This window comes from Trichlorobacter thiogenes (assembly GCF_900167465.1).
GTDB classification, from domain to species: domain Bacteria; phylum Desulfobacterota; class Desulfuromonadia; order Geobacterales; family Pseudopelobacteraceae; genus Trichlorobacter; species Trichlorobacter thiogenes.
In genome coordinates this window covers 1-13,119 of the sequence record NZ_FUWR01000014.1, presented here as the reverse complement: position 1 = coordinate 13,119, position 13,119 = coordinate 1, and the positions used below count along the sequence as shown (strand labels likewise).

15 protein-coding genes and 3 tRNA genes are annotated in these 13,119 nt (G+C 48.2%); 15 read left to right on the top strand and 3 right to left on the bottom strand.

What is annotated here, in order from left to right; all coding sequences use genetic code 11:
• Positions 1 to 13: 13 nt before the first annotated feature.
• The 13 genes from clpP to B5D39_RS11840 all read left to right on the top strand — a co-directional run bounded on the left by clpP (position 14) and on the right by B5D39_RS11840 (position 9,293).
• Positions 14 to 607 carry an ATP-dependent Clp endopeptidase proteolytic subunit ClpP gene (gene clpP / locus B5D39_RS11900; protein ID WP_078790690.1) on the top strand — a complete coding sequence of 198 codons (594 nt, stop codon included), beginning with the start codon at positions 14 to 16 and terminating at the stop codon, positions 605 to 607.
• 1 nt (position 608) lies between these two features.
• The gene (gene clpX, locus B5D39_RS11895; RefSeq protein WP_078790689.1) at positions 609 to 1,868 is read left to right on the top strand and encodes an ATP-dependent Clp protease ATP-binding subunit ClpX; all 1,260 of its coding nucleotides are present in this window, start codon (positions 609 to 611) and stop codon (positions 1,866 to 1,868) included.
• Between the two features lie 93 nt (positions 1,869 to 1,961).
• Complete coding sequence (locus B5D39_RS11890) at positions 1,962 to 2,240, top strand: HU family DNA-binding protein (protein ID WP_078790688.1); 279 nt, start codon at positions 1,962 to 1,964, stop codon at positions 2,238 to 2,240.
• Positions 2,241 to 2,277: 37 nt separating this feature from the next.
• Positions 2,278 to 2,354 (top strand) — tRNA-Asp (locus B5D39_RS11885).
• 16 nt (positions 2,355 to 2,370) lie between these two features.
• A tRNA-Val gene (locus B5D39_RS11880) sits at positions 2,371 to 2,446 on the top strand.
• Positions 2,447 to 2,513: 67 nt separating this feature from the next.
• Positions 2,514 to 2,590 (top strand) — tRNA-Asp (locus B5D39_RS11875).
• Between the two features lie 69 nt (positions 2,591 to 2,659).
• The gene (locus B5D39_RS11870; RefSeq protein WP_078790687.1) at positions 2,660 to 3,379 is read left to right on the top strand and encodes a polyprenol monophosphomannose synthase; all 720 of its coding nucleotides are present in this window, start codon (positions 2,660 to 2,662) and stop codon (positions 3,377 to 3,379) included.
• Between the two features lie 287 nt (positions 3,380 to 3,666).
• On the top strand, positions 3,667 to 4,353 hold the full coding sequence (ftsE, locus tag B5D39_RS11865; protein ID WP_078790686.1) for a cell division ATP-binding protein FtsE: 687 nt from the start codon (positions 3,667 to 3,669) through the stop codon (positions 4,351 to 4,353).
• Complete coding sequence (ftsX, locus tag B5D39_RS11860; protein ID WP_078790685.1) at positions 4,337 to 5,287, top strand: permease-like cell division protein FtsX; 951 nt, start codon at positions 4,337 to 4,339, stop codon at positions 5,285 to 5,287. The genes ftsE and ftsX overlap by 17 nt, the downstream gene beginning before the upstream one ends.
• Positions 5,288 to 5,363: 76 nt before the next feature.
• A complete protein-coding gene (locus tag B5D39_RS11855; protein WP_244161402.1) occupies positions 5,364 to 6,491 on the top strand; it encodes a murein hydrolase activator EnvC family protein in 1,128 nt (375 codons plus the stop codon).
• 92 nt (positions 6,492 to 6,583) lie between these two features.
• Positions 6,584 to 7,948: a S41 family peptidase gene (locus B5D39_RS11850; RefSeq protein WP_078790684.1), complete on the top strand. Its 1,365-nt coding sequence runs from the start codon at positions 6,584 to 6,586 to the stop codon at positions 7,946 to 7,948.
• Positions 7,949 to 8,047: 99 nt separating this feature from the next.
• The gene (locus B5D39_RS11845; protein ID WP_244161401.1) at positions 8,048 to 8,962 is read left to right on the top strand and encodes a divergent polysaccharide deacetylase family protein; all 915 of its coding nucleotides are present in this window, start codon (positions 8,048 to 8,050) and stop codon (positions 8,960 to 8,962) included.
• Positions 8,963 to 9,014: 52 nt separating this feature from the next.
• Entirely contained in the window at positions 9,015 to 9,293 is a 279-nt protein-coding gene (locus B5D39_RS11840) for an integration host factor subunit alpha (RefSeq protein WP_078790682.1), read from the top strand.
• On the opposite strand, the gene B5D39_RS11835 is transcribed toward B5D39_RS11840, so the two are convergent.
• Together B5D39_RS11835 and B5D39_RS11830 are read right to left on the bottom strand one after the other, a co-directional pair.
• Positions 9,280 to 9,753, bottom strand: a complete 474-nt coding sequence (locus tag B5D39_RS11835; protein ID WP_078790681.1) for a GreA/GreB family elongation factor — start codon at positions 9,751 to 9,753, stop codon at positions 9,280 to 9,282. The two genes, B5D39_RS11840 and B5D39_RS11835, sit on opposite strands and share 14 nt — an antisense overlap.
• Positions 9,754 to 9,789: 36 nt before the next feature.
• Complete coding sequence (locus tag B5D39_RS11830; protein ID WP_341865450.1) at positions 9,790 to 11,262, bottom strand: ParA family protein; 1,473 nt, start codon at positions 11,260 to 11,262, stop codon at positions 9,790 to 9,792.
• Between B5D39_RS11830 and xseA the strand changes: the two genes are divergently transcribed.
• Positions 11,261 to 12,625 carry an exodeoxyribonuclease VII large subunit gene (xseA, locus tag B5D39_RS11825; RefSeq protein WP_078790680.1) on the top strand — a complete coding sequence of 455 codons (1,365 nt, stop codon included), beginning with the start codon at positions 11,261 to 11,263 and terminating at the stop codon, positions 12,623 to 12,625. The two genes, B5D39_RS11830 and xseA, sit on opposite strands and share 2 nt — an antisense overlap.
• On the opposite strand, the gene B5D39_RS11820 is transcribed toward xseA, so the two are convergent.
• On the bottom strand, positions 12,592 to 12,915 hold the full coding sequence (locus B5D39_RS11820; protein ID WP_244161400.1) for an amino acid--tRNA ligase-related protein: 324 nt from the start codon (positions 12,913 to 12,915) through the stop codon (positions 12,592 to 12,594). The genes xseA and B5D39_RS11820 overlap by 34 nt on opposite strands.
• Before the next feature lie 14 nt (positions 12,916 to 12,929).
• Between B5D39_RS11820 and tnpA the strand changes: the two genes are divergently transcribed.
• Positions 12,930 to 13,119, top strand: a 190-nt coding sequence (gene tnpA / locus B5D39_RS11815) for an IS200/IS605 family transposase (protein ID WP_139366761.1), incomplete at its 3' end; no start/stop codon positions are given.

The window sequence follows — 13,119 nt, the reverse complement described above, 5'->3', positions numbered from 1 at the left end:
AGGATTTATCTCCATGTATGTACCTATGGTGGTTGAGCAGAGCGGCCGCGGTGAACGGGCCTATGATATCTATTCACGGCTTCTGAAAGAACGGATTGTCTTTCTGGGGGGTGAAATTAATGATCCGGTCGCGGATCTGATCATTGCTCAACTGTTGTTTCTTGAGGCAGAAGACCCGGATAAGGATATTCATCTGTATATAAACTCACCTGGTGGTGTGGTTACTGCAGGTATGGCTATTCTTGACACCATGAACTATATCAAGGCCCCGGTTTCCACCATCTGCATCGGTCAGGCTGCCTCCATGGGGGCGGTACTGCTGACTGCGGGAGAGAAGGGTAAGCGTTTTGCGCTGCCCCATGCCCGTATTATGATTCACCAACCTTCAGGGGGGTCACGCGGGCAGGCTACCGATATCATGATTCAGGCTGAAGAAATTCTGCGTATGAAGCGGGAGTTGAACCAGTTACTGGCTGACCTTTCAGGGCAACCGGTGGAGCGTCTGGAACGGGACACGGAGCGTGACTTTTTCATGTCGGCTGAAGAGGCCCAGAATTATGGCCTGATTGATGCTGTCATGTCCCGTCGTCCAGAGGGAGGTGACTAACGTGAGTCGAAGAGACACATCCCAGCATCACCTGACCTGCTCTTTTTGCGGCAAGAGTCAAGATGAAGTCAAAAAGCTGATTGCCGGCCCGGCAGTCTATATCTGTGATGAGTGTATTGAGCTGTGTAATGACATCATTGCAGAAGAAATCCGTATGGAAGATGCCCTGGGCCCAGATGTTACCAAGCTTCCCAAGCCACGGGAGATCAAGGAGTTTCTTGACGAGTATGTGATTGGTCAGGAAACAGCTAAAAAGGTCCTGTCGGTTGCTGTTTATAATCATTACAAGCGGATCGAACGCCCAGCAAAGCCGGGCGATGTAGAGATGCAGAAGAGCAACATCCTGATCCTGGGTCCCACCGGTTCAGGCAAGACCCTGTTGGCTCAGACTCTGGCCCGGATGCTGAAGGTACCGTTTGCCATTGCCGATGCAACCAACCTGACTGAAGCTGGCTATGTTGGTGAGGATGTTGAAAATATCATCCTGAGTCTGCTGCAGGCTGCAGATTATGATGTTGAACGTGCTCAAAAAGGTATTGTCTATATTGACGAAATCGACAAGATCGCCCGCAAGGCTGAATCCCCTTCACTGACCCGTGATGTGTCTGGTGAAGGTGTGCAGCAGGCACTACTGAAGATTATTGAAGGCACGGTAGCCAGCATTCCTCCCAAGGGTGGTCGCAAGCATCCCCAACAGGAATTCCTTAAGGTTGATACCAGTAATATACTCTTTATCTGCGGTGGTGCTTTTGCCGGCCTTGATGGCGTCATTCAGCAACGGATTGGTAAAAAGACCCTGGGCTTTGGTGCAGATGTCAAGAAAAAGCTGGAGAAAAAGGCCGGTGAACTGTTGCTGCAGGTAACGCCGGAAGACCTGCTTAAGTACGGGTATATTCCTGAATTTATCGGCAGATTGCCAATGCTTGCCAGTTTGACTGAACTGGATGAAGACGCACTGGTACAGATTCTGACTGAACCTAAAAATGCCCTTACCAAACAGTATATGAAGCTGTTTGATATGGAAGGTGTCCGGTTACGTTTCACTGATGGTGCCCTGGTAAGCATAGCCAAGGAAGCATTAAAGCGTAATACCGGTGCACGTGGTCTGCGTGCCATCCTTGAAGGATCCATGCTGGACGTAATGTATGAGATTCCTTCACAAAATACTGTGCGTGAAGTTGTTATCAGTGAGGATGTAATTTACCATAAAGAGCGGCCTTTACTGGTCTATGATCAGTCAACCAGCTCTGCAGTCGCATAAATACTGAAAAAAGTGCTTGACAGTTTTGAATAGCATTGATAAAAACTTCTTCTCTTTGATTCTTCCCTAACCAATCTCTTATGGAGGTGTAACGTGACAAAAGCTGAACTGATTACCGCCGTTGCTGAGAAAGCTGGTCTGAAAAAAGTTGAGGCTGAAAAAGCTGTTGCTGCATTTGTCTCCGCTGTGACCGGCTGTCTCAAGCAGGGCGATAAGCTCAGCCTGGTTGGCTTTGGTACCTTCAGCACCAGCAAGCGCGCTGCTCGTAAAGGTCAGAACCCACAGACCGGCAAGAAGATTAACATTGCTGCTGCAACTGTGCCTAAGTTCAAGCCTGGCAAGACCTTGAAGGAAGCTGTAAACGGTAAGTAAGAAGTCTGCATCACCACGTTATACCTGATACACAATTGGGGTTGTAGCTCAGTTGGTTAGAGTGCCGGCCTGTCACGCCGGAGGTCGCGGGTTCGAGCCCCGTCAACCCCGCCATTTTAAAAGTAGATTTGGGTGAATAGCTCAGCTGGGAGAGCGCCAGCCTTACAAGCTGGATGTCGGGGGTTCGATCCCCTCTTCACCCACCATAACTATTAAAAGGAAAAGGCAACTTTTCCTTTTTTTATCAGATTGATGTCTGTTGTTTTACATTTTGGGGTTGTAGCTCAGTTGGTTAGAGTGCCGGCCTGTCACGCCGGAGGTCGCGGGTTCGAGCCCCGTCAACCCCGCCATTAGTTTTTAGAGGGTGCTCTCCAGGCACCCTCTTTCTTTTTGTAGTGATACGAGGTAAATCATCCAGCATGAGTAAGGCCTTTGTTGTCATACCGACCTACAATGAACAGGATAACCTGCAGCGCCTGATAGAACAGGTATTGCAACAGGATGCATCCCTGCAGGTCCTGGTTGTTGATGACAACTCTCCCGATGGTACAGGGCGGTTGGCTGATGAGCTTGCCAGCACCAATGACCGTATCAACGTGCTGCATCGTCCTGGCAAATTGGGGCTTGGGTCTGCCTACCGGGACGGGTTTCGACGCGCTATGCAGTTGGGGGCGGATCTGCTGATTGAAATGGATGCTGATTTTTCCCATGATCCCTCAATTTTACCGATCTTTCTTGAGCAGATTAAAGACCATGATCTGGTCATTGGATCACGGTACCTGAATGGTATCAGTGTGGTTAACTGGCCCTTGAGGCGGTTGATGCTCAGCTATGGAGCCAACTGGTATACCCGCCTGGTCACTGGTCTGACTATTATGGATTGTACCAGTGGTTTTAAATGCTTTCGTCGTAGCCTGATTGAGTTGATTGATCTTGATCGCGTCAAGTCCGATGGTTATTCATTTCAGATTGAGATGCATTTCAGGTCTGCTGAACTTGGAGCAAGGATAACTGAAGTGCCGATTATTTTTATTGATCGCCGTGTTGGTCAATCAAAGATGTCAAAACGGATTGTGCGAGAAGCGGTGCTGATGGTTTGGAAGTTAAAGCTGGGCAGTCTGTTTGGGCGCAGGAGGTAATCAGTGACTTCCGAAGCATGGTCAGTTATTGCTATTATCATGTTTTGGGGGTGGGTCGCCTCTAGCCTGCTGTTTATCTTTAAGGCCTTTCCACGACTTGGAGTTTTTCAATCCCGCCCTGCCTTGATCTGGGGCGTTGTATCTGTTTTGTGTGCAAGTTTATGGATGATAGCCCTTCGCCTGGCATGATACAGATCATTACTTCTTACCAGCCTTTTTCAGTTTTCCCATTAACACCCATCTGTGGTATTACAATCTGAACATCCCTTTACTCACTGGTGACAACGATGATTCAGTTCCATAATGTTTTTCTGGCCTATCAAAAGGATGCAACTGCGCTGCAAAATGTCAGTTTTAGCGTTGCAAAGGGCGAGTTTGTGTTTTTGACCGGCCCCTCAGGTGCAGGTAAAACCTCTCTTTTAAGGCTTATCTATGGTGCTCTGACCCCATCCCGTGGACAGGTGTTAATTGATGGTCAGAATGTCAGCCGCTTAACATCATCTCAACTCCCTTTTTTACGGCGCAGCATCGGTGTTGTTTTTCAGGATTTTAAGCTGCTTCAAAACAGGACGGTCTTTGAGAATGTAGCCATTACTCTTGAGGTGCAGGGTGGGGGAAGTAAGGCTGATATCAGCAAGCGGGTCATGCATATTTTGCGTCAGATGGGGATGGAAAGCAAAATCAGCCTGACACCGCAGCGTCTTTCCGGTGGCGAACAGCAACGGGTTGCTCTGGCCAGGGCCCTTGTTAATGAGCCAAAAATCCTGCTGGCTGATGAGCCCACCGGAAATCTTGATGATGCAAACAAGATGCAAATTATGAATATCTTTAAAGAGGCTAATGTCAGAGGTACGACTGTGGTTGTTGCCACCCATGATCGACGCCTGATTGAGCATGCCCATTACCGGATCATACGGCTGCAAAATGGTGAACTTGCAGATAACGGGGAGGTACGCAATGAAGAAATTCACTAACAAGCGTCCTGCCATGACTACACCGGGTGCACAGGGGCGGCTGCGTTATTTTATAGGGCGGGCCTTAAGCAATATTCGTCAGAATGTATTTGTAAACGTTGTGACGGTCGGTACCATCACCTTGGCACTGCTGATAGTCTCTTTGTTTTTACTGTTATTTGTAAACCTTGAAAATGCGGCGGATAACTGGAGTGAAAAGGTACAGGTTACTGTTTATTTTGATAAGGAGCTTACCCCGCAGGAGCAGAGTGATCTTAAAAACAAAATACAAGCCCTCCCTGCCACGTCAAAAGTGACCTGGGTCGGTCGTGATGAGGCATTAAAGCGCTTTAAAGGACGCTTAAAAGGTCAAGAGACCCTGCTTGAGGGGATCAGGCCAGAGGTGCTGCCAACATCCTTTGAAATCAGCCTTAAAAAGGCCAGTCGCAGTTCAGAAGATGTGGCTGCCTATGTTGCCAAGCTGAAGAATATCCAGGGTATTGGTGAGATTCAGTATGGTGAAGAATGGGTACGTCGTTTTAATACTTTTTTGACCTTTATGCGGATTGTAGGTGGCCTGGTTGGTGGCTTTCTTGTTCTGGCAGTAATCTTTATTGTTTCAAATACCATTCAACTTACCATTTACGCCCGTCGGGATGAACTAGAGGTCATGTCGCTGGTTGGTGCCACGCGGCTGTTCATCAAAATGCCCTATCTGCTGGAGGGATTGCTTCAAGGGTTGGCAGGAGGCGTTTTAGCTCTGCTTCTTTTGCTGGCGGTACACCTCCTGTTTTTACATAATGCAGGCAATTTCCTGACCTTTAATCCTGCTACTGCCGGACTTGCCTTTTTGCCGCCTGAGTATAGTGCTGGACTACTGGGAGCCGGAGCCATGCTTGGTTTTCTTGGCAGTCTTGCTGCCTTGCGGCGTTTTATCAATGAGATAACCGGTTAACTGAAACGTGAGACTGACACCCTTCATAATAGCTTGCATCGCATCGCTCGCCCTGATTCTGAGTAACAGCTTTACTGTGAGTGCCAGTCCTCAGGATGAACTGCGTGGTGTTAAGAAGGAAATTCGTGAAAAGCAACATCTGATCAAAAAGACACGCAAGGTTGAAGCTGCTGTTTCGAGTGAATTGCAGGAGATTATCCGTTCGTTGGACAGAAAAGAGTCAGAACTAAAACAGCTTGATCGTGATCTTCTGACCGTAGAAGGCAGTATTGGCAGAACAGGTTCAGAGATAGCACGTGTAACTGTTGAGGCACAACAAAAGCAGTTGCAGATTGAACGGCGCCTGACTTCACTTTATAAAGCTGGGGAACTGGGAGCTATACGGATGTTTTTTTCTGCCGAAAGTTTCCCGCAAATGGCTGAAAACATGCGTTACATGCGCTCTGTACTGACGCAGGATAAGCGGATCTTTGCCGAATACAATCAAAAAATTGAAGAGTTACGCCAGCTGAAACTTCGTCTTGAACAAGATGCTACCCGTAAGGAACGCCTCAAGGGAAATATAGCCTCTAAGAAAATCGAGATTGAACAGGATAAACAGAAGAAATCAAGCTATTTAAGCAAGGTACGTCAGGACCGTCAGGGATACGAAAGCTCGCTTAAAGAACTGCAGGCAAATGCCGCTAAACTACAGACCATGCTTAACCGGCTTGAAGCCCAAAGTCGCCGAAAGGCCGCAGTAAAGCATGATCCAGCAGCAAAAAACAAACAGTTACCAGAACTCCCTCCTGTGCCTGACCGTGGTTTTGCCTCCCAAAAAGGTCGTATGCGGATGCCGGTCAAAGGTGAGGTAATTGAGACCTTTGGCAAGCACAAACACCCTGAATTTAATTCCTATACCTTCAGCAAGGGAATTGTGATTGCAGCCCCGGTGGGTTCTGATATCCGCTCCGTCTATGAAGGCACGGTTATCTTTGCTGACTATTTTAAGGGGTATGGCAATATGATCATCATTGATCATGGTGGTGGTTATTTCAGTCTCTATGCCTATACCTCACGTATTTCCCGCAAGGTTGGTGCAGAAGTAGCCAAGGGAGATGTGGTGGCAGCTGTTGGTGATGTTGATTCTGCCAAAGGTCCGGCGCTCTATTTTGAAATCAGACACCAGGGTAAACCGGTGGACCCCTCAGGATGGGTGCGTTAATCCTGTTGCTACTATAAAAAACACTCGTTTTTCTGATAGGTTCGATGTATATACAAACATCTTGTTTGATCTACTCTGGAGGATGAATCACCATGCTGAAGTCCGGCAGAACAAAAAAAATTGCGTTTGGATTTGTGATTGTTGTCGTTGCACTGGTTACCTTTATCGGTATTAGCACCCAACGGCGCTGTGATGCGCAGGGGGGCAAGGAATACGAATATATCGGTCTGTTTACCGATGTAATGACCATTGTAAAAAAGAGTTATGTTGAGGAGGTAGACTCCAAGAAACTGATTTACGGCGCAATTAATGGCATGCTTTCAGCTCTGGATCCCCACAGTTCATTCATGTCTCCCGAGACGTTCAAGGAGATGAAAGTCGAAACCAAGGGGGCTTTTGGAGGTCTGGGGATTGAAATCAGTATGAAGGATGGCGTCCTGACCGTAATCTCTCCAATTGAAGACACTCCGGCTCAGCGGGCAGGTATCAAGTCAGGTGACCAGATCCTGAGAATTGATGAGCGTTTTACCAAGGATATGACCATTACGGATTCTGTTAAAAGGATGCGTGGTCCTAAAGGTTCCAAGGTGATTCTGACGATCATGCGGGATGGCTTTGAACGTCCCAAGGAATTTACCCTGATTCGCGACATCATCCAGGTTAAGAGTGTTAAATCCCGTATGCTTGATAACGGGTATGGCTATGTCAGGGTAGCACAGTTCCAGGAGCGTTCTGATGAGGATGTTGCCAAGGCGCTTAAAGCACTGGTTGAAGAGAATAAGGGTAAACAACTTTCTGGTCTGGTGCTTGACCTTCGCAATGATCCAGGCGGTTTGCTTGATCAGGCTGTTCGCATCTCGGATCACTTTATTGAAAATGGTAAGCTGATTGTCTATACAGAAGGTCGTGAAAAGGAATCGCGGATGCAGTTTACTGCCAGTTCTCGTGCTAAAGAGCCTGGTTATCCGATTGTGGTTCTGATTAATGGCGGCAGTGCAAGTGCTTCCGAGATCGTTGCCGGTGCTCTGCAGGATCATCAACGAGCCATTATCATGGGCACGCAAAGCTTTGGCAAAGGCTCGGTTCAGACCATTATTCCTCTTTCAGATGAGTCTGGCCTTCGTCTGACCACTGCCCGTTATTTCACCCCTAAAGGGCGCTCTATTCAGGCCAAAGGAATCACTCCTGACATCGTGGTAGAACAGATGGAAATGCCTAAGGAAACCACACGTCGCGAATCGATGTTTATTCGCGAAAAAGATCTTGAAAACCACTTTGAAAATACTGATGGAGATAAGAAGCCTGAGGATAAGAAGGAAGCAAAAGATGCTGCTAAAGAACCGGCAGATGCAAAGAAAACAGTAGATCCACTCAAGGTTGATTACCAATTGGTACGTGCCCTTGATCTACTCAAGGGATGGGATATTTTAAAGAAAATGGGGCCGGAGAAGCGTTAAGTGTCCCTGAAGCAACCATCCCCACGTGCAAACAGGTTTAAAAAGAACGGCAAGGGCGGTTTCGTCCTTGCCGTTTTCCTTGTTGCTATCTGCCTTCTTATGATTGGCGGGTATTGGCTGCATCACTACCAGCAGAAACAGGCAGTCCACGTTCAGAAGCCCACGCCAATTCCACAGCAGACTGTTCCGCAACCAGTGCTTTCATCGGCAACGGCAATAACGCCTCCACCAGCAGCAGTTAAACCTGTTGAGCAACCAAAACCAGCACAATCAGATTACTATACCGGTGATGTTCATCCTAATCAGCTGGTTCCGCCGCCTGCTCACCGTCCTCCAGCAGGAGGCAAGGCTGAGCTGGCAATTATTGTTGATGACATGGGCAGCTCTTTAGCTGAGGCTCGCTCTCTTGCAGGTATTGGGGTGCCTATCAATTTTGCAATTATTCCCGGATTGAAGCACGACCGCGCAGTCGCTACCTATGCAGCTGAACAGGGAATCGAGATTCTGGTACATATGCCGATGCAGCCAAAAGAATACCCCCAGCGCCGCCTGGAGTCCAATGGGCTGTTACTTGAACAGTCTGATGAAGAGCTTCGCAACAGGCTGCTTGGCTACCTGCAGATTCTGCCGCAGGCTGTGGGTGCCAATAATCATATGGGATCAGGCTTTACAGAGCATTCTGATAAGATGCGTGTTGTGTTGAAACTGCTTAAAGAGAAAGGTCTGTTCTATATAGACAGCATTACGACCCCCAAAACAATGGGGCTCAAGGTGGCTGCTGAGTTAAAGCTATCTTCAGCCCGACGTGATGTTTTTCTGGATAATGAACAGAATGAAGGTTATATCAGAGGACAACTTGATCAAGCGGTGGCTCGTGCCCGTAAAAACGGACATGCCATTGCCATTTGCCATCCTCATCCAACAACAATTGCCACATTGGCTAAGGCATTACCTGAGCTGCAGTCAAAAGGGGTGAAGCTGGTAAAAATAACCAGATTGGTTATTGCACCGTAAAGAAATACTAAACTCGGGCTGCTGACAGCAGACCTGTTTCAAGGAGGAGTTCATGACCAAGATAGAACTGGCCAAACAACTGCATCAAGAACTGGGTATCAAGCAAAAAGAGGCTGCTGATCATGTTGAGGCGTTGTTGGACCTGATCAAGGAAACATTGGCAAAGGGAGAAAATGTCAAGATATCTGGTTTTGGCATCTTTGAGGTCAGAGACAAGAATGCCCGTCGTGGTCGCAACCCGCAGACCGGTGAGTCTATTACCATTGAGCCACGACGGGTTCTGACGTTTAAGCCCAGTGCAATCCTTAAAGAGGGAATCAACCGCGAATAGAACGGATCTCTGTTATATAGACCGTGAGGTCACCACCGGGACGCCGGATGGTGACCTCGTCATCAATCTGTTTTTGAAGAAGGGCTTGGCCAACCGGAGAGTCAATACTGATGACTCCCTGTTTTACATCAAATTCATCCGGCCCACCCAGCTGATAACAATACTGCTTTCCCTCCATATCTTCATAGGAAACCCAGCATCCAAAACTTACCCGTGTAGGGTTAAGGGGCGGGGCCGGTGCTATTTCCAGCACTTTCAGCCGTCCTCCCAGCTGCTTAAGCCTGCGATCAATCTCCCGTAAACGCTTTTTGCCATAGATATATTCTGCGTTTTCAGAACGATCACCTTCAGCCGCTGCATCTGAAACCCCTTGAACTACCTTAGGTCGTTCTACCCGCCAGAGATATTCAAACTCATCCTGAAGGCGTTTGAGGCCTTGAGCCGTTATAAGATTTGTCATAGGTACTTTGTGTGCTTTCTTATTAGTGTCAGAAAATTAGTTAGTAGCCATTTCTGACACTAAGCGGTGCATATCCTGGATTCTGCGATAGGCAACATCCTGCAGCACCTGTTCCGGTTTCTCTTTATCAACCGGATGGACCACCAGCCAGCTTGAACGTAATTTACCATCATAACCGGTCATTGATTCGTTCAGCAGTAGAAACAGTTGATCACGGATGCCGTCAAACACCCCTTCAAAGAAACCCTCCAGGGAAAGTTCCCGTTCAAGCAGTGGTGCTCCACTTGGATCAAGCTGTTGAAAAAATAGCCGAGGTTGACCAGACTCATCCAGAAGAGGACGAAACACAGCTATTGAGGCACCAGCGCTTTCACGGATAACCTGTAAAGAAAGTTGATACAGGTCTGAACGGGGGTGTAGATCATAGAGGATTGAACAAAGCATGCCGGTAAAGCAATCACTATGTAGAAATCCTCTTGAAGTACGGTCAGCTGTTTCAAAATAGAAACCCTTTGAGCCTTCACCTTCATGCAGTCCACCGCAGATAACACAGTGGGGTAAAACCCCTTCAAGTCGGGCAAGAAAGGCCTCTTTCTTACGCCCCTCCTGCTCAGTCTGCCATTGATGGTAAAGGTATGATCGTGGTTCTTTGGTTTGGTTGTAGCTGGATAGAATATCTCTGGATAATTCGATAAACTGGCTATGTACCTCAGTCTCCCGTGCATGGCTGAGAATCGGATAGATCTTGCCATCAGGGTTGGTGTTAAGACTTTCAACCTTGGGACTTTTTGAAATGTAGGTATCCATGCAGCGGTAGCCACGGTTAATGGCAAAGGCTCGCAGCAGTGTACGCTGATCCTTGAACAGACCGTCATATTTGATCCGGTTGTCAATCAGACAGGGGATCAGGGCCAGCGACTTTTTGTCAATACCCCGTTGATCAAACAGGGCAAAGATATGCTTACAGTTTTCAAGACTGGGCATATCCTTGACCGGAATAAGTACCCGATCAGCAGCATACAAGGCGTTTTGAGTCAGAATATTCAGATCAGGCCGGGTATCCAGCACAATAATGCCTGAAATGCCTGATTCAGCCACCATGCGACAAAGAGCCATGGGGCCTTTAAAACCTTGATACAGTTCAGTTAGGTTGTTTGATGAGGGGATGTAGTTAACGCCATACTGTCCTTGATGGAGCAAGTCTATACCACGGGTGCCGGTTAAAAAGTCTTCAACCGTTCCGTGGGGTTCTTGTCCCTTTAATTCAAACATCCGGTCAACAGTAAAGTGATTGTCGAAGGAAATGATGGTAACTGGCAGATCTTCTTGCATTGCTTTTAAAAAAATTGCCAGGTTGGTTGCCAAGGTGGTTTTACCAACACCACCCTTTTCAGACGAAATAGTCAGGATATAGGGGAAATTATTCATGGGGTGCATCATACGGAAAGAGAGCCCTGTGGTCAACCCTGGTTTGACCATCTGAAGGCACTGTGCTACCTTTCTGGTCATGAACCTCTTTTCTGAACAGACCATCCTGACGGTCAGCCGGCTCACCTCGCTCTTAAAGGACCTGATTGAAGAAAACTTCAACCAGGTCTGGGTTGAAGGCGAGGTCTCCAACCTTGCTTTGCCTGCCTCAGGCCATGCCTATTTTACCCTTAAAGACAGCGGAGCCATGCTGCGCGGTGTCATGTTCCGCAGTTGTGTTAAGGCGCTCAAGTTCAAGCTTGAGGAAGGAATGTCTGTCATTGTACGGGGCAGACTATCTGTCTATGACCAGCGCGGTGATTATCAGCTGATCGCTGAATATGCCGAACCTAAAGGGATTGGTGCCTTGCAGGCAGCTTTTATGCAGTTAAAAGAGCGGTTGGCAGGAGAGGGGCTTTTCAGCGATGCTCACAAACAGCCTTTGCCTGTCATGCCCCAACGGGTCGGCATTGTTACCTCAGCTACTGGTGCAGCAATTCACGATATTTTGAATGTGTTGGGGCGACGTAATGCAGGTCTGGATCTTTTAATTTATCCGGTCCGGGTCCAGGGGGAGGGGGCTGCAGCAGAGATTTCGGCTGCCATTGACAATCTGAATCAACTGCAGGCAGCTGATGTTTTGATTGTGGGACGTGGCGGTGGATCTTTAGAGGATCTCTGGGCCTTTAACGAAGAGATGGTCGCCAGAGCGGTTTATCGCTCCAAGATCCCTGTTATTTCTGCTGTTGGCCATGAAATTGATTGGACTATCTGTGATTTTGTTGCTGATTTGCGGGCACCTACCCCCTCTGCTGCTGCAGAACTGGTCTGCACTGCCAAAGAAGAATTGTCTCATCAGCTGGATGCACTTTTACACCGGCTGCAGCAAGCCATCTCAGGTCAGCTGCGTCTTCGCTTACAAAACCTTACAGGGTTGCGCCGTGCCCTGCATGACCCTTCCCGGATGCTGGGACATCAGGTGCAGCGGGTTGATGATCTGTCTGAACGGCTTGATATGGCTCTGAGGAATTTGTTGGGGCGACGCAGTGAACAGCTCGCCCGTATGGAACAATACCTGGCCGGATTACATCCAGCGGTAAAAATCAGCAAGCTGAGACAGGAACTACTGCTGTTGTCTGAACGGGCTGAGCGGCGGGTATGTCATCATCTTGAAGCACTTGGCCGAAGCCATGGTGAGGCAACAGCCCGGCTTGATACCCTTTCACCACTCCATACGTTGTCACGGGGGTATTCTGTGGTTGAACAGCTCCATGGTGGAACTATTGTGAGAAATGCCGCTGAATTACGGATAGGACAGGAAGTACGGCTAAGATTGCAGCAGGGAAGTGCGCTCTGCCAGGTTGAAGAGACTTACAGTGACTCAGGTGTAAAGGCAACCACCTGATCAATTCGCTCTGCACCTGTGGTCAGCATCACCAGACGATCAACCCCTAACGCGATGCCAGCAGAAGAGGGCATGGCTGAAAGTTCAGTTAAAAACGGTTCTGGTAATGGTAGTTTTGTCTTACCCAGTTGTTGTCTGATCAGATTGGCTTCTTCAAAACGGGTCCGCTGTTCCAGAGGGTCTGTTAATTGAAGGTTTTCAGTAAACCACCGGCTCTGCCGGTGAGACTTGAAAAGGCTCTGCCGTTCCAGCGATAGTTCCTCCTGAGGAAAGCCCCTAAAGGCAATCAACAGGAGGAACTGCCATGCGAGAGTGGCAAAGTTTAGCCCATGTAAAATGGGAGTGCAAATATCATGTTGTGATCGTGCCGAAATACCGTAAGAAGGTTCTTTACGGCAGGCTTCGAGGAGAAGTTGGCAAAATCATCCGTCAGTTATGTCGGCAGAAGGAAGTTGAACTTATCGAGGGTCATGCCATGCCTGACCACATCCATC

Excerpts from the sequence above, each read along its gene's own strand:
- clpP (WP_078790690.1), top strand. The coding sequence starts at position 14 with ATGTATGTACCTATGGTGGTTGAGCAGAGCGGCCGCGGTGAACGGGCC.
- B5D39_RS11870 (WP_078790687.1), top strand. The coding sequence starts at position 2,660 with ATGAGTAAGGCCTTTGTTGTCATACCGACCTACAATGAACAGGATAAC.
- ftsE (WP_078790686.1), top strand. The coding sequence starts at position 3,667 with ATGATTCAGTTCCATAATGTTTTTCTGGCCTATCAAAAGGATGCAACT.
- ftsX (WP_078790685.1), top strand. The coding sequence starts at position 4,337 with ATGAAGAAATTCACTAACAAGCGTCCTGCCATGACTACACCGGGTGCA.
- B5D39_RS11850 (WP_078790684.1), top strand. The coding sequence starts at position 6,584 with ATGCTGAAGTCCGGCAGAACAAAAAAAATTGCGTTTGGATTTGTGATT.
- B5D39_RS11845 (WP_244161401.1), top strand. The coding sequence starts at position 8,048 with ATGATTGGCGGGTATTGGCTGCATCACTACCAGCAGAAACAGGCAGTC.
- B5D39_RS11840 (WP_078790682.1), top strand. The coding sequence starts at position 9,015 with ATGACCAAGATAGAACTGGCCAAACAACTGCATCAAGAACTGGGTATC.
- B5D39_RS11835 (WP_078790681.1), bottom strand. The coding sequence starts at position 9,753 with ATGACAAATCTTATAACGGCTCAAGGCCTCAAACGCCTTCAGGATGAG.
- xseA (WP_078790680.1), top strand. The coding sequence starts at position 11,261 with ATGAACCTCTTTTCTGAACAGACCATCCTGACGGTCAGCCGGCTCACC.
- B5D39_RS11830 (WP_341865450.1), bottom strand. The coding sequence starts at position 11,262 with ATGACCAGAAAGGTAGCACAGTGCCTTCAGATGGTCAAACCAGGGTTG.